Genomic DNA, 15,761 nt, shown 5'->3' with positions numbered 1-15,761 from the left:
ATAGAAAGAGGAATCATATGAAACAAAAGAAAGAACCAATTGTAAAAGATGAACGGACCATGCTGATTGATGGAAAAATTGCGGGGGAACTTGTTCTTGGAATGACCTGCTTTATTGCAGTATCCGCCTTTGTGAAAGCTAGTATCCTGGACTTGGACCTACTAGCCTATATACCAGAGCTCATTCTCTTGATTGCCATGGGAGCTTATGCCCTTGTCAGAAGGATTAGTTCTGGGATTGATGTTCGAGATATGTTAGAAACAGACAGCTGGTTCAGTCGCATTGGCTCAGGTATCTTATTTGCCTTATTTGTGATCGTAATGGATGTGATTGGAAAGCGGGAAACGATGAGCTTTATGCTTAGTCCCAAGTATCTGCTCAAAATCGTTCTTGCCATTTTAGTCTTTGCCTTTCTGACTTATCTGTTAGAAAAGCCACTCGCCTTTATCAATCGGAAAAAACAGAAGAAGATCGAGGCAGAGTTAGAGGACTAAGGGGGTAGCTTAAAAAGTTTTTAAAGAATTTGAATAAAAGTCTGGAGTCCCAGGCTTTTATTTTTCGGTCAAATAAATTGCATTCGTTTTCTTGGGAGAGTATACTGGTATAGTTGAATGAAAAATTCTGATAATTTAATCTTAGAAAAGAGAATCTTATGGCAAAACCTATTCGTGTCTTACTTTACTATAAATATGTTCCCATCGAAAACGCAGAACAATTTGCGGCAGACCACTTGGCTTTCTGTAAGTCGATTGGCCTCAAAGGGCGTATCCTAGTCGCTGACGAAGGGATCAACGGAACTGTTTCTGGTGACTACGAAACGACGCAAAAGTACATGGACTACGTTCACAGTCTTCCAGGTATGGAAGACCTCTGGTTCAAGATGGATGAGGAAGAAGAGCAAGCTTTCAAGAAGATGTTTGTTCGCTACAAAAAGGAAATCGTTCATCTTGGGTTAGAGGATGAAAACTTCGATGAAGATATTAATCCACTTGAAACAACAGGTGCTTATTTGTCTCCAAAAGAGTTCAAAGAAGCTCTTCTAGACGAAGATACCGTTGTCCTTGATACTCGTAACGACTACGAGTACGACCTTGGACACTTCCGTGGAGCTATCCGTCCAGACATTCGCAACTTCCGCGAGTTGCCACAATGGGTTCGTGATAACAAAGAAAAATTCATGGACAAACGGGTTGTAGTATACTGTACGGGTGGTGTTCGCTGTGAGAAATTCTCAGGCTGGATGGTCCGTGAAGGCTACAAAGATGTCGGCCAATTGCATGGTGGTATCGCAACTTACGGAAAAGATCCAGAAGTTCAAGGAGAACTGTGGGATGGGAAGATGTACGTCTTTGACGAGCGCATTGCGGTTGATGTTAACCATGTCGATCCAAGCGTTGTCGGAAAAGACTGGTTCGATGGTACGCCTTGCGAACGCTATGTCAACTGTGGAAATCCTTTCTGTAACCGTCGAATTTTGACTTCAGAAGAGAACGAAGACAAGTACCTCCGTGGTTGCTCACACGAGTGTCGTGTTCACCCACGCAATCGTTATGTTGAAGAACACAAGATGTCACAAGCAGAAGTTAGCGAGCGTTTGGCAGTTATCGGTGAGACGCTTGATGGAGAACCTGCATAAGGTAAAAACAGCCCTTTGGCTGTTTTTTTATATGGAAAATCATGAAAATTTGTGCTATAATTTGGTAAGCGATTACATAAAGGAGAAAACAAATGTCAGTTGTGTTTTCAATTCGAAATAAAAAGAGTATGTTTGGTTATCAAAAAGTGATGCCGGCTAAAGATGTATTAAATTTGGTGGAGGGAGTACTTACCTACAGTTTTGAGGAAGCCATGCTTAGTCGCTCTCTCAAAGATTTTCCAGCTATGCTGTGTATCCGCTATGGAAAGAGCTGTTTGCCAATCATTCTTCGCTATCTGGATCAAGAGCATGCTTATCAGTTCATCCTTGCAGATTTTGCAACCCTTGAAGATTGGCGACTCATTTTAGAATGGCTCAGCGCCCTTGCTCGCCAGTTGGGAAATGAGATTCACGATAATTTGGGGACCAGCTATGATGCAGATTCTATTTTCTCTTTTGACTATGAGAACTATTTGTTGAAGAATTTACAGAATCTAGAAAAAGATCCAGACCTTCATCAATACCAGCTTCAGGGCTTTGCTCATTCTGTTATTTTGGATCGTGAGCTCCTCCGTAAAATCTTAGATTCTCCTCAACCTTTAGAGGAGTTCAGTCAAGTGGTTAAAAAGGTACAATACAGCTCCGCTTTCTTTAGTCAAGTCCGTTTCTACCGACAGAACGAAACTGGAGGTATCATTGGCAGTTACAGTCTAACAGAAGATACGGATACCGTTTTACCACGTGTACCTTTTGTGCCTGCAGAGTTTGTAGAGAAGGTCAATATGGATGAGGTCATCGACTGGAAAGTGAACTTAGTAGAAATCACTGGGAATCCCGATATGCCAGAGAGTTATAAGCCGGTGGCAGCTGTGAATATAGAAGCTCTACTGGATGCTTTGGACTCAAGTGAATTTGAATTATTGGATGCCAATCAAATTGAAATCAAAAAATTGTCCAAGGAACGCTTGTTGCAATTGGCCCAACTCGAATAAAAAAAGTTCTCAATTCTGAGAACTTTTTTTGTTAGTTTGATTCGTGTGGCAAGATCAAGTTGAGGATGATTCCTGTCATAGCTGAGAGAGCTGTTCCTGCGAGGGTCACTGGACCGAGTTTCAGTGTTGCTCCACCAAGTCCAAGAACCAACATGGCACTTGCAATAATTAGGTTGCGCATCAAGCTGAAGTCAACGCGTTCTTTAATTAAGACTTTCAAACCGTTACTTGCGATCACCCCGTAGAGAAGGATGGACATCCCACCGAGAACAGAGTTTGGAATGGTAGAGATGAGAGCAGTAAATTTACCAAAGAAGCTCAAAGAAATAGCGATCAAAGCAGCATTTCGGATAACGGAAACAGAAGCAATACGAGTCATCCCAATCACTCCTGTATTTTCTCCATAAGTGGTATTAGCTGGACCACCAAGAAAGGCCGATACAGAAGTTGCAATTCCGTCACCAAGAAGGGTACGGTGAAGTCCCGGTTGTTTCAAGAATTGACGGCCACAGATTTGGCTAAGTACTGTATGGTCACCGATATGTTCTGAAATCGTTACGATAGCGATTGGCAAGATGGCGATGGTTTCAGGACCAAAATACAAGTTGTATTGTTTGAAGGCACCACCTGTATTGAAAGGAAGATAGAAGCCAGGAATCTCAAACCAGTTAGCTTTGAGAACTGGTTTGAAGTCAACCAAGCCCAAGCAGACTGCGAAGACATAGCCACCGATAATGGCAAAGAGGAAAGGAATAATTTTGAAGAAGCCTTTTCCTTTGGTGTTGATGAAGGCAGCGATCAGGAAGGTCACGACAGCGACAAGGGCGTTTTTCCAGTCTCCTCCTTCAACAAAACCGGCGTTCTTAACAGCTGATCCTGCAAGCCCTAAACCAATGACGATGATCATAGGCCCAATAACAACGGCTGGAAGCAATTTGTCAATCCAGCGAGTGCCAGCAACTTTAACACCTGCTGCGACAAGCACGTAGATCAGACCAGTCAGGATAACCCCAGTTTGGGCCGCATCGACTTTTCCGCCCATTTCCTTCATCGCCAGAGCCATGGCTGTGATGAAGGCGAAGGAAGAGCCGAGGTAGACAGGGACTTTAAATCCGGTACAAGTCATATAGATCAGCGTCCCAACACCTGAAGCAAAGAGGGCAACAGATACGGGCATGCCTAAGATGAGTGGTACCAGAATGGTTGCCCCAAACATAGCAAAAACGTGTTGGAAACTTAATAAGATTCCTTTTAGGGGTGCCGGACTTTGATCGACATCCAGGAGCAAATCAACAGTTGATTCTTCTTTCATAATAACCTCACTTTTGGGCACCAAAAAAGAGCCCATGAATTTTTTTGCATAGCAAGGGCCCTCAGATTGTTCATATTCTGTGTCTTTGTCACCTCACGGGATGACATTAAAAACCTTTGCTTCTAAGAAGTATAGCAGAAAAAATTCGTTTTGTAAACGAATTTTTCCCGAGCCTAGAAATGAGAGAGCGAGGCCGTTTTGTAAACGAATTTTTCCCGAGCCTAGAAATGAGAGAGCGAGGCCGTTTTGTAAACGAATTTTTCCCGATCCTAGAAATGAGAGAGCGAGGGAGGGTTAGTAAGAGTGACATGATTGTATCAGGCAAGAGGTGGCTGATAGACGCAGTGGTTGAGTGGCCCATGCCACGCTCTAATTTCGCTTGGATGGACCTACTCAACTTTGCGGGGGAGGGACGACGAAAGCATTATTTTAATTGATTATTGCTTTCTGTCCCTCTCCCTTTTCCCGAGCCGAGAAATGAGAGAGCGAGGTAGGAGTTAGTAGTAGTGACCTATTTGCATCAGAGGAGAGGTCAACGATTGACGCAGTGGTTGAGTGATTCCTCTTCATTTTCTTTTGGAAGAAAGTTGTGTTGTTTCCTAGTGTAAAAGGCGAACAAGTGGGGCTTCTCGCTCCTTTGTTAGAAGGAAAGAAGCCGGTTTTGTGGTATAATAGAGGACTAGAAGTAGAATAAATGAAAGAGGAGCAAGAGATGCTGTTAGAAGAATTTGATGCCAACCGACAGGCGATTATCAATCCACAAGATCTACACGACCCAATTGAGGGATTTCCAAAAGTTGCTATCTCTTGCTTTTCCAGAGTAACTTTTGCGCGCCTCCTTGAAAATTATGAACATGAGGTGATTGCGAGAACTTCCATGGCTAACTTTGAAGTCATTGTCTATGGGATTACGATTGGAGACCAACAGATTGCGGTCTTCAATGCACCAGTTGGGGCTGCTTCCTGTGTGGGGATTATAGAGGATTTGATTCAATTTGGGATGGAAAAACTAGTGCTCTTTGGGACCTGTGGGGTTTTGGACCAAGATATTGAGGCGACCTCCATCATCATTCCAACAGCAGCTCTTAGAGACGAAGGGACCAGCTATCACTATCTTACGGCTAGTGATGAAGTGGAAGTAAATAAGGCAAGCCTTCCTCTCTTCCAAGCTTTTCTGGACAGTCACAAGGTTTCTTATCAGTCAGGAAAAGTGTGGACAACCGATGCTCCCTATCGGGAAACCATCGACAAGATGAAGCGTCGAAAGGAAGCAGGGGCCATCTGTGTCGATATGGAGTGCTCTGCAGTGGCAGCTTTAGCAGCTTTTAGGGGCTTTGAACTCTGCCATTTCTTCTACGCGGCGGACCACCTCTCGGAAGAAAAATGGGATATCCGAACCTTATCTAGTCATGAGGACTTAGATGGTAAGGACCGAATCGCGGAGTTGGCAATGCAATTTGCGCTCTTATGGGAAAAGGCAAACTAAATGAAAAAAGCAATCATCGAATTGAAGGATTTTTCCTTCCAGTATAAGGCCCAGTCTGAGCCAACCTTAAAAGGGATTAACCTGACCATTTATGAGGGAGAAAAGGTCCTGATAGTGGGACCATCTGGCTCTGGCAAGTCAACGATAGGCCAGTGCTTAAATGGGATTATTCCCAATATCTATAAAGGAACTAGTAGTGGGCAATTCCTTATTCGGGGGAAAGAAGCCTTTGATCTCAGTATTTATGAGAAGTCTCACTTGGTCAGTACGGTCTTGCAGGATACGGATGGTCAGTTTATCGGTCTTAGTGTTGCAGAAGACTTAGCTTTTGCCCTTGAAAACGATATGGTCGAGCTGGAAAGCATGAAATCTCGGGTTCATACCTGGGCGGAGCGCTTAGACTTGAGTAAGCTCTTGGACCATCGGCCTCAAGATTTATCCGGTGGGCAAAAACAGCGTGTCAGCTTGGCAGGTGTCCTGATCGATGAAAGTCCGATCCTGCTCTTTGATGAGCCACTGGCTAATTTAGATCCCAAGTCGGGTCAGGATATCATTGATCTGATCGATCAGATTCATGAAGAGCAGGGAACGACAACCATTATCATTGAGCACCGTTTGGAGGATGTGCTCTACCGTCCTATCGATCGGGTCATCTTGATTAATCAAGGGCAAGTCCTCTTTAATGGGCGACCAGATGAGTTGTTGAGAACCACTTTACTAGCTGAAAATGGGATTCGGGAACCCCTCTATTTAACAACCCTTCGCCAGTTAGGGCAGGATATCAGCAAGCTGCCTTATTTGGACAATGTAGGAAAACTACCACTTGAGGACTTGTCTGTAGATATTCCAGTTCCAAATTTTGAAAAAGGAGCAGAGGTAGAAGCAATTTTAGAGCTTGGTCATTTGAACTTTGCCTATCGAGAAGGCCAGCCTATTCTAAAAGATCTTTCCTTGACCATTCCAAAAGGCCAACGGCTAGCGATTGTAGGTAAAAATGGAGCTGGAAAATCTACTCTTGCTAAGGCGATTTGTGGCTTTATCCAGACGGAAGGAACCTATTTCTCAAAGGGAGAGGATATCAAGGGTGATAGTGTCAAGGAGCGGGCAGAGCGAGTAGGTTATGTCTTGCAAAATCCCAATCAGATGATTTCATCGACCATGGTTTTTGATGAGGTGGCCCTCGGTCTTCACTTGAGAAATGTCCCAGAGGACCAGATTGAAAGTCGTGTCCATCAAGCCTTGAAAACTTGTGGTCTCTATGAGTTTCGTAAGTGGCCGATTTCTGCCTTGTCTTATGGTCAGAAAAAGCGGGTAACCATTGCTTCGATTTTAGTACTGGGGCCTGAGGTTTTGGTTTTGGATGAGCCAACGGCTGGTCAGGATCAACGAAACTATACAGAAATTATGGATTTCCTTGATGAACTCCACCAAAAGGGGCATACCATTATCATGATTACCCATGATATGCAACTGATGCTGGATTATTCCGATCGAGCGATCGTGGTGACGGATGGGCAAATTTTGGCAGATTTGACGCCGGCAGAGCTCTTGACCCAACCAGAAATTTTAAGACGGGCTAATTTGAAAGAAACGTCTATTTTCGCCTTGGCAAATCGACTTGGTGTCGATCCGCTTGCCTTGACCCAGTTTTATATGAATCAGAAGGGGGTAGGTCATGAATAATCGCTTAGTCGGCTACCATGCCGGAACCAGCTTTCTGCATCGCCTCTCAGGCGCTAGCAAACTCATATTTTTATTGTTGGTATCATTAGCGGCCATGTTGAGTTACGATACCCGCCTGTTATTGGTCATTGGTCTAGGTGCCCTCGCCTTATTTGCGACCTCAGGCATTCGTTTGAAAGACATCTCTTTTATTCTTAGTTTTGCCCTGGTCTTTGCTCTTCTCAATGTCTTGATGGTCTATCTTTTTGCCCCTCAATATGGGGTAGAAATCTATGGAGCAAAAACAGTTCTTCTAGATGGTTTAGGGGCATATAGCATCACAGCTCAAGAGTTGTTTTATCTTTTCAACCTAGCTTTGAAGTATGTGTGTACCATTCCTCTGGCTCTTATTTTCCTAATGACCACCCATCCTAGTCAATTTGCTTCTAGTCTTAATCAGATTGGGGTGTCCTACAAGATTGCTTATTCAGTGAGCTTGACCCTGCGCTATATTCCAGATGTGCAGGAGGAATACCAGATTATCAAGCTCTCCCAAGAAGCAAGAGGGTTGGAATTGTCCAAAAAGGCCAACTTTGTCCAGCGGGTGAAGGGAAATCTTCAGATGATTTCTCCCTTGATTTTTAGTTCTTTGGAGCGGATTGAAACGATTTCTACAGCCATGGAACTGCGTCGCTTTGGGAAAAATAAAAAACGGACCTGGTACACCTATCAGGAGATGACGACTCGTGATCGTCTGATTATTCTAGGGTCCGCTCTGATGGTAGTCCTGAGTTTGGTCTTGATTTGGGTAAACCAAGGTCGCTTTTATAATCCTTGGAGGTAAGAAAATGGCAGAAACAATTTTAGTAACAGGAGCTTCAGCTGGCTTTGGTCAAGCTATTTGTCAGCGCTTAGTTGCCGATGGTCATCGAGTGATTGGTGCGGCTAGACGCATTGAAAAATTACAGGCCCTTCACGAAGAGCTGGGAGAAGCCTTTTATCCTCTTCAAATGGATGTAACAGATCTCACTCAGGTAGATCATGCACTTGCTAGTTTACCAGCAAATTGGGAGCAGATTGATGTCCTGGTCAACAATGCTGGCTTGGCCCTAGGCCTGGCTCCAGCTCATGAAGCAGAGATCGCAGATTGGTTGACCATGATCCAAACCAATATCATCGGTCTGGCCTATTTGACCCGGCAAATCCTCCCCCAGATGGTGGAAAGAAATGATGGCTATGTTATCAATATGGGGTCAACTGCCGGGACGGTACCTTATCCAGGGGCCAATGTTTATGGAGCCTCCAAGGCCTTCGTTAAACAGTTCTCTTTAAATCTGCGTGCCGACCTAGCAGGAAAACAAATTCGGGTGACCAATATTGAACCAGGTCTCTGTGAAGGCACCGAGTTCTCATCGGTTCGCTTTAAAGGAGATGAAAAACGGGTAGAAGCTCTCTATCGAGACGCTCATGCTATTCAACCTGAAGATATAGCCAACACGGTGTCTTGGCTCATTCAACAACCCAAGCATGTCAATGTCAATCGGATTGAAATCATGCCAGTTTCCCAAACCTTTGGCCCTCAACCGGTCTATCGGGGTGACTAGTTTTACTAACCAGCTCTATCTAGTGCTGGTTATTTTTCCATGTTGAGGATAGAAAATAGGAGGAGAATATCCATGTCAAAAGCCTTAGTGATTGGATCCACTGTTTGTGATATTATGGTCTATCTGGATCGTCTACCAAGTCGGGAAGGGGACGCCCATATCCATGAGCAGACTTGGTCTCTTGGAGGGTGTGCCTTTAATGTCGTCTCTGTACTTCATGCTTTAGGTCAAAAGGTAGACTTCATCTCGCCAGTTGGGACGGGTGTCTACGGGAATTTTGTTAAGGCAGAACTAGAAAAGTTGGGCATCCAAACCCCTATTTTAGTAACAGGAGCGAATGGTTGTTGCTATTGTTTCATTGAGTCGGATGGAGAACGAACCTTTTTATCAGATCATGGAGTGGAATATGGTTTTCAGAAGGAATGGCTGCAGTCTCTGGAGCAGGAAAGCTATGATTCTATTTATCTCTGTGGCCTTGAAGTAGAAGAGCCGACCGGGATGGAACTCATTCAAGCTGTGTCAAAACTCGAAGGCCAAGTTATCTTTGCGCCAGGGCCTCGCGGTCTCTTGATTCCCAAGGACCGACTGGAAGCAATCTATGATCTCCAACCCATCCTCCACCTCAATGAGCTAGAAGCCAAGGCTTTTTCAGCATGTGAAGAGATTGCTGAAGCGGCTAAGACACTTTATCAGAGAACGGGGCAGTTAGTCGTTGTGACCTTGGGAGAGCAAGGAGCGATTGCTTACGATGGCAGCTGGTATGAGGCTGCCGGATTTCCGACAGAAGTTCTTGATACCGTAGGAGCAGGAGACAGTCATCTGGGAGCCTTTTTAGCAGCATCCTTGCAAGGGGTAGATGTAGAGGATGCCTTAATCTTTGCTAACCGTTTAGCAAGCAAGGTTGTGGCGACTAGGGGAGTTCATCTTACTCAGGAACAGTACCAAGTACTAAGAGCAGAACTCGCACAAAACTAAAAAGGAGTAGGGAACATGTCCTACTCCTTATTTGACTTTATCCGCTTGTCCCTTTGTATCTTATTGAAATGAACACGGGCTGCGGATTGTGTCAAAAAGATGAATCCTCCTAGAATCATTTGGATTCTGCGTCGAATTCCCTATTTTGACTTTATCCGCTTAGCCCTTTGTATCTTACTACAATGGCCGCTTATTGGGCATGCCAGCTTTTCTTGGATATTTATTAGGAGTTTCTTTTTTCTTCTCCACAACAGTGATGTAACGAGGATCTCCATTTGGCAATTCATACTGTAGATTGTCTTCGACCTTGCTAAAAAGGATGTTGAGGGCATTTTTTGCTTCTTCCAACTCTTCTGGAGCATTGCTGGCCTTGAGAGCGAGGAGACGTCCCCCTACTTTCAGGTAAGGGATGGTCAGTTCAGAGAGAACCTGCATGCGGGCAACCGCGCGGGCAGTTACGATATCAAATTGGGCACGAAAGGCCTTGTCTTGTGCAAAGTCCTCAGCTCGTCCATGGTAGAAATGTACTCCGCTCAAACCCAACTCTTCAGCTAGTAAATGAAGGAAATTGATTCGCTTATTGAGGGAATCAATAATGGTCACATCTAGCTCAGGGAATAGGATCTTCATTGGTAGACTCGGAAAGCCAGCACCAGCGCCGATATCCAAGAGACGGATGGGTTGGTTTTCAATCAAACCTTGTAAAATGGGTGCGATAGAATCATAAAAATGCTTGAGATAGACTTCATCTTTATCGGTGATAGCGGTGAGATTAATTTTCTCATTCCATTCCACGAGGAGCTCGAAATAGCGTTCGTATTGCTCTTTTTGTCGATCAGTTAGTGGGAAGCCGAGGTCGGCTAAACGGTCATAAAATTCTTCTGGTTTCATAAGATAATTTTACCACAAAATAAGGGAAATTTGATATACTGGTACTAAAGAAATGAAAGGAATTCAATAAAATGATTTGGATTATTCTTGGGGTCTTAGTGGTCCTTGTGTTGATGGTAGTAGGAGTTTACAACGGTTTAGTGAAAAGTCGGATGCAAACTCGTGAAGCTTGGAGTCAAATTGACGTGCAATTGAAACGTCGGAATGACTTGATTCCAAATTTGATCGAAACCGTTAAAGGGTATGCTAAGTACGAAGGAGATACACTAGCAAAAGTAACTCAACTTCGCCAACAAGTAGCGCAAGCATCTTCACCTGCAGAAGCAATGGCAGCCAGTGATGCTCTTTCACGTCAAGTGGCAGGTATCTTTGCGGTGGCTGAAAACTACCCAGACTTGAAAGCTAACACCAACTTCATGCAATTGCAAGAAGAATTGACTAACACAGAAAACAAAATTTCTTATGCTCGTCAATTGTACAACAGTGTCACAAGCAACTACAATGTCAAGTTGGAAACTTTCCCAACAAACGTGATTGCTGGAATGTTTGGCTTCAAACAAGCCGAATTCCTTCAAGTGCCTGAAGAAGAAAAAGCTGTACCAAAGGTGGATTTTAGCGGATTAGGAGACTAATATGCTGTTTGACCAAATTGCAAGCAATAAAAGGAGAACCTGGATTCTCCTTATTGCTTTTTTCATACTCTTGGCCCTCATCGGAGCAGCCGTCGGCTACCTCTGGTTAGGCTCCTCTCTTGGTGGTGTCATCCTAGCTTTGATTATTGGTGGAATCTATGCGATTAGTATGATTTTTCAATCGACAGAGGTAGTGATGCGGATGAACGGGGCGCGTGAGGTGACGGAAGAGCAAGCCCCTCAACTCTACCATATTGTCCAAGATATGGCCATGGTAGCTCAAATCCCTATGCCTCGGGTCTATATTGTAGATGATCCATCCATGAATGCATTTGCGACGGGGTCTAATCCTCAAAATGCTGCTGTTGCAGCAACGACAGGTCTTCTAGCTGTGATGAACCGTGAGGAATTGGAGGGAGTCATCGGACACGAAGTCAGCCATATTCGCAATTACGATATCCGCATCTCTACGATTGCAGTTGCCCTTGCTAGTGCCATCACCATGCTCTCTAGTATTGGAGGACGGATGATGTGGTGGGGCGGTGGTCGTAGACGGGATGATGATCGAGAAGGGGGCAGTGGTTTAGAAATTATTATTCTGATCCTTTCCTTGATTGCCATCGTCTTAGCGCCATTAGCGGCGACCTTGGTCCAGTTAGCCATTTCCCGTCAACGGGAGTTCCTAGCGGATGCCTCAAGTGTCGAATTGACACGGAATCCTCAAGGAATGATCAATGCTCTTTTGAAACTGGATAATAGTGTGCCTATGCAACGAGAAGTCGATAGTGCAAGTAGTGCTCTCTTTATCAACGATCCAAAAAAAGAATCAGGTTTTCAAAAGCTCTTTTATACCCACCCACCGATTGCAGAGCGGGTGGAAAGACTAAGAAGAATGTAAAGCAAATCTACAATTAGTAAGATTGAGAGTGTGAGAAAACTGTTTTTCTTTACAAATCTAATAAATTCTATAAAAATGAAAGAAATTTATTCGTTAGAATGATTCAGTCATCTATTGAAACTTTCCGCCGTGAGAAAAAGTGCTTGAAATACTACGTTTCAAGCACTCGGGAGTTTTGGAACCTTAGGTCCAAAACTAAGTCATGGAACTTCGATGAAGTTCGCTGACGTCCGTACTCACCTAAGGAAAGTTTTAAGGATGACTTTGTCTTCAATTTGAATCCACCGGATGGTGGATTTTTTATTTACTTGATAAGAGGACAGTACCGAAACCAAGGAAGGCAAATATTCCCCAAGCAAGAGAGAGGTTCCAGATAGCTAAGCTAGAGAAAAGGGCTGTTCCAAGTGGCATGGCAAAGCTTACCATCAGTCCCAAAAAGCTAGAGGTAGAAGCTAATTTTTCAGCTGGCAGTTTGCTCATTAAAAGACTGGAAACTTTTGGATTTATTTTTGCAACAAGATAACCGAGGAAAGTGATGAGTAAAAGGGAAAGGATATCCCAGCGCACCAAAATATTTGTGAGGCCAAGGATGCTCAGGCCACTTGCAATCCACAGTAGGATATGATGGAGCGATTGCTTGGAAAAATAGTCATGGGGTGTCAGGCTAGCCCAGACCATACTTAAGATCGTTACAGCTTCTAAAATCAAGAGAGATTGGCTGAAGCTCAAATGAAAGAAGGGAGAGTGAAGCAGTTGCAAATTGTAGATCCCAGAGATGGATCCTCCTAAGGCATTGATAAAAATTAAGGATAGGAGAAGTTTTCCAAAATTGTGAACCTCTTCGTCTGCAAAGATAGTGGTGACATTGCGATACATGTCTCGACATTCTTGAAGGAAAGAAACGTTCTTACTAGATTCCACTTGAATAGGTTCGTGGGTCAGTTGACTTCGTCGGATGAAAAGACAAGTGGAAGAAAGGAGAAATGTCAGAGCATTGATCGAAGCGACTAGTGCAAAATTTTGGTGGCTGATAGCTAAAAGCCAGACTCCCAGCGCTTGACCTGAAATAGAACAAACCATACTCAGAAGTTGATTGAAGGAATAGGCCTCCATCAGATCCTCGCTAGGGATGTTCTTCTGCATAATGGGAAGTTGCAAGCCTCCGCGATAATCACTTAAACAATCTGACACAATATTCAAGAAGCAAACGATCGAAAAGGCCAGGTAACCCGGAATCTTCGTCATTAGCGCAATGATGACGAAAAGAATAGCTTGCAGAAAGCCCATTCGGATTAGCCAGTCAGCTTTTTTAGCGGTGTGATCGGCCTTCATTCCGATGAAAATGGTGAAAAGGCTTGGGATAAAAACAATGAGATTGGCGATGCCAACTGCGAGACTTGGGTGAGGCATGCTAGCCGCAAAAACTACAAAGACTAGGTTGTAAATTGCAGCACCAAGGGTATTCAAAAAACGTGAAAGACTCAGTAAAGCAAAGATGTGATTGCGAAATAAGAGTTTCATAAGCTTTCCTCCTTCTGTTTAGCAGAAACAATAACTTCTCTTAAACGGTGCACCACCTGCTTGAGAAGAAACAGTTTCTCTTCTTCCGTCAGTTCTAATTTTTCCTCTTTAACATAAAAACTAGTCTGTTTAAGGAAATAATGAAGGAGACAATTTTTTAGTCTGGTCATCATGCTGGGACCTCTTTCTTAACTTGATGATCCTATTGTAACCCTTAAAAGCAAGAAAAATTACATGTTGCATATTTTCAACAAAAAGAGGCTGGGACAAAAGTCCTAGCCTCTCAATTGTTTTTGGATTGTCGAGTAAGACGCAGTGGTTGAGTGGGCTCTATTACGCTGATTTCATCAGCTTTTACAGCCCTACTCAACTGTGCGGAGGTGGGACGACGAAATCGAATTCTAACGAATGACCGATTTCTGTCCCACTCTCTTTTCAGGATTCCTTGATAAGTTCTTGCATGCCCTGTTTGTAGTAGTTGGCACTAACCTTGCAATCAAGGATGGATAGAACCTGAATGGCCTGCTCCATCTTTTTAAGACCAGTTTCTTTTTCTCCCTTTCGATAAAGAAATTCCCCTTTGGCATAGAGATAAACCGTCCGAAGGTAGGCTTCGTTTTCAGCGTAAAAGTGGTCCTTGATCAACTGATCAAAATAGGTCGCATCTTCAAATTCATTTGAACTAATGGCCAGAAAAAAGCCATTGAGAAAAATAGAGTTGAGGGCAGGGCGAGAAGAGTCTAGGAGAAGCTTGAAGTCCTCCCGTTGGACCAATTCCTCTGTGTACTGTCGATAGAGCTGACTGGAAAAAAGTGGAGAGGTCAGTGAAAATAGGCTTAACTCAAAATTTCCCCAGATCATAACAGAGAAGAGGTAGTCATAGAGGAAATCTAGTTCCTCTTGGTTAGCAGTCAACTCTACCTCAGTAAAGTTGCCAAGCATTTGGGCCTTGAGAATAATGCTGGCTAAGAAGTCTTCTTTTTTGTGCTCTTTCTGATAAGCTAGCTGGTAGCTTTGGTACAAGGCTTGATCATGTTCCAAGCTCATGTTTTCATAGTGCTCTTTCAACAATTTGGGGATAAAGGAGTGCTGATCGATCCCTGCAAGATGGGAAAACTCGCTGAGACTGGTTTTAACCTGTTGTAAGGCCAGGAAAAAACGTTGGGTCGTCAGGTCATTTTCTCCTCTTTCAAATCGAGATAGCATAGAGCGCGAAAATTCGCCACCTGTAGCCTCCTCTAAAGAGATGTGGCGACTTTCCCGTATTTGTCTAAAAACAGCTCCGATGTCTTTCATGTTTTCTCCTCTATCTATACAAGGACCAATGCCTTAGCAAATGAACCTCTTTTATCCAAGAGATTGTGGGACCTTGGTGTACAACACCAATAGGTCTAGTACACTGTATCTTTTTCATGATTATAACAAATTTTTTAGGAGACTTCTTGGTTGAAGGGACAGCTTCATGATATACTAGTAGTATCTAGAAGATGTGAGGGCAAAAGAATGAACTTATATACACAAGAAATCCGTAAAAATCCTGAAGGACTGGCTTTTGATCAAGACTTGGATTTGCTAAAGGATCTGCAAAAGCGCAATCCAGAAATTCTTGATTTAAAGGATGTGACAGCGACAGGGCGAGTAGCCTATGATACAGGTCTCTATGTCTTGGATTACCAATTGACCTATACCATCGTCCTTGCCTCTAGCCGAAGCATGGAACCCGTTGAGATCAAAGAGAGCTACCCTGTGACAGAGGTGTTTGCGGAGGATGTGCAGTCAGAGGCCGATATCGAAGCTCTTGAGGAAGATTTAATCCTTCCCATTGAAGGGGGCAAGATCGACCTGAGTGAGAGTGTGGCAGATAATATCCTGCTTAATATTCCTCTCAAGGTACTCACTCCGGAAGAAGAGGACGGACAAGGCTTTATCGAGGGCAATGATTGGAAAATCATGACAGAGGAAGAGTATCAAGAAGCTCAAGCGATTAAGAAAGAAGAAAACAATCCCTTTGCCGGTCTTCAAGGTTTATTTGACGGAGAGGAGTAATGTTTGACAAGAAGCTCGCTGAAGGAAGGCCAAAGTAAGGTTCAGGAATAGGAATGGGTGTCCTTTTCTGGCTATACGTTGAAGCTAGAAACTGTGCAGCTCAACA

16 protein-coding genes are annotated in these 15,761 nt (G+C 43.8%); 11 read left to right on the top strand and 5 right to left on the bottom strand.

Features of this window, described 5'->3' with window-relative positions:
* Positions 1 to 17: 17 nt before the first annotated feature.
* The 3 genes from DW738_RS05650 (at position 18) to DW738_RS05640 (ending at position 2,628) form a co-directional block, all read left to right on the top strand.
* Positions 18 to 494 (top strand): DUF6773 family protein, encoded by a 477-nt coding sequence (locus tag DW738_RS05650; protein ID WP_023027178.1) that lies wholly within the window; start codon positions 18 to 20, stop codon positions 492 to 494.
* 158 nt (positions 495 to 652) lie between these two features.
* Positions 653 to 1,636, top strand: a complete 984-nt coding sequence (locus tag DW738_RS05645; protein WP_023027177.1) for a rhodanese-related sulfurtransferase — start codon at positions 653 to 655, stop codon at positions 1,634 to 1,636.
* A 92-nt stretch (positions 1,637 to 1,728) separates the two neighbouring features.
* Positions 1,729 to 2,628: a DUF4299 family protein gene (locus DW738_RS05640; RefSeq protein WP_123160559.1), complete on the top strand. Its 900-nt coding sequence runs from the start codon at positions 1,729 to 1,731 to the stop codon at positions 2,626 to 2,628.
* Positions 2,629 to 2,659: 31 nt separating this feature from the next.
* On the opposite strand, the gene DW738_RS05635 is transcribed toward DW738_RS05640, so the two are convergent.
* The gene (locus tag DW738_RS05635) at positions 2,660 to 3,940 is read right to left on the bottom strand and encodes a solute carrier family 23 protein (protein ID WP_165852128.1); all 1,281 of its coding nucleotides are present in this window, start codon (positions 3,938 to 3,940) and stop codon (positions 2,660 to 2,662) included.
* A gap of 712 nt (positions 3,941 to 4,652) precedes the next feature.
* On the opposite strand from DW738_RS05635, the gene DW738_RS05630 reads away from it, so the two are divergent.
* From DW738_RS05630 to DW738_RS05610, 5 genes are all read left to right on the top strand, one after another.
* Complete coding sequence (locus DW738_RS05630; protein ID WP_123160557.1) at positions 4,653 to 5,426, top strand: nucleoside phosphorylase; 774 nt, start codon at positions 4,653 to 4,655, stop codon at positions 5,424 to 5,426.
* Positions 5,427 to 7,109, top strand: coding sequence for an ABC transporter ATP-binding protein (locus DW738_RS05625; RefSeq protein ID WP_123160556.1), 1,683 nt, complete (start codon positions 5,427 to 5,429; stop codon positions 7,107 to 7,109).
* Positions 7,102 to 7,932 carry an energy-coupling factor transporter transmembrane component T gene (locus DW738_RS05620; protein WP_123160555.1) on the top strand — a complete coding sequence of 277 codons (831 nt, stop codon included), beginning with the start codon at positions 7,102 to 7,104 and terminating at the stop codon, positions 7,930 to 7,932. The genes DW738_RS05625 and DW738_RS05620 overlap by 8 nt, the downstream gene beginning before the upstream one ends.
* Positions 7,933 to 7,936: 4 nt before the next feature.
* The gene (locus tag DW738_RS05615; protein ID WP_123160554.1) at positions 7,937 to 8,692 is read left to right on the top strand and encodes an SDR family oxidoreductase; all 756 of its coding nucleotides are present in this window, start codon (positions 7,937 to 7,939) and stop codon (positions 8,690 to 8,692) included.
* Between the two features lie 72 nt (positions 8,693 to 8,764).
* Positions 8,765 to 9,667 (top strand): PfkB family carbohydrate kinase, encoded by a 903-nt coding sequence (locus DW738_RS05610; protein ID WP_123160553.1) that lies wholly within the window; start codon positions 8,765 to 8,767, stop codon positions 9,665 to 9,667.
* A 177-nt stretch (positions 9,668 to 9,844) separates the two neighbouring features.
* On the opposite strand, the gene rsmG is transcribed toward DW738_RS05610, so the two are convergent.
* Positions 9,845 to 10,558, bottom strand: a complete 714-nt coding sequence (gene rsmG, locus DW738_RS05605) for a 16S rRNA (guanine(527)-N(7))-methyltransferase RsmG (protein ID WP_023024156.1) — start codon at positions 10,556 to 10,558, stop codon at positions 9,845 to 9,847.
* Between the two features lie 71 nt (positions 10,559 to 10,629).
* Between rsmG and DW738_RS05600 the strand changes: the two genes are divergently transcribed.
* Both DW738_RS05600 and htpX read left to right on the top strand, forming a co-directional pair.
* Positions 10,630 to 11,190, top strand: a complete 561-nt coding sequence (locus DW738_RS05600; RefSeq protein WP_003013312.1) for a LemA family protein — start codon at positions 10,630 to 10,632, stop codon at positions 11,188 to 11,190.
* A 1-nt stretch (position 11,191) separates the two neighbouring features.
* Positions 11,192 to 12,088 carry a zinc metalloprotease HtpX gene (htpX, locus tag DW738_RS05595; RefSeq protein ID WP_023024155.1) on the top strand — a complete coding sequence of 299 codons (897 nt, stop codon included), beginning with the start codon at positions 11,192 to 11,194 and terminating at the stop codon, positions 12,086 to 12,088.
* 300 nt (positions 12,089 to 12,388) lie between these two features.
* On the opposite strand, the gene DW738_RS05590 is transcribed toward htpX, so the two are convergent.
* The 3 genes from DW738_RS05590 to DW738_RS05580 form a co-directional block, all read right to left on the bottom strand.
* Entirely contained in the window at positions 12,389 to 13,609 is a 1,221-nt protein-coding gene (locus DW738_RS05590) for a transporter (RefSeq protein ID WP_123160552.1), read from the bottom strand.
* Positions 13,606 to 13,782 (bottom strand): hypothetical protein, encoded by a 177-nt coding sequence (locus tag DW738_RS10310; protein ID WP_165852127.1) that lies wholly within the window; start codon positions 13,780 to 13,782, stop codon positions 13,606 to 13,608. The genes DW738_RS05590 and DW738_RS10310 overlap by 4 nt, the downstream gene beginning before the upstream one ends.
* A gap of 262 nt (positions 13,783 to 14,044) precedes the next feature.
* Entirely contained in the window at positions 14,045 to 14,905 is an 861-nt protein-coding gene (locus DW738_RS05580) for an Rgg/GadR/MutR family transcriptional regulator (protein WP_123160551.1), read from the bottom strand.
* 207 nt (positions 14,906 to 15,112) lie between these two features.
* Between DW738_RS05580 and DW738_RS05575 the strand changes: the two genes are divergently transcribed.
* Positions 15,113 to 15,655, top strand: coding sequence for a DUF177 domain-containing protein (locus DW738_RS05575; RefSeq protein ID WP_123160550.1), 543 nt, complete (start codon positions 15,113 to 15,115; stop codon positions 15,653 to 15,655).
* Positions 15,656 to 15,761 lie beyond the last annotated feature (106 nt).

The sequence above is a fragment of the Streptococcus sp. AM28-20 genome, from assembly GCF_003603595.1.
Classification (GTDB): domain Bacteria; phylum Bacillota; class Bacilli; order Lactobacillales; family Streptococcaceae; genus Streptococcus; species Streptococcus ilei.
This window is presented reverse-complemented; position numbering and strand designations above follow the sequence as displayed.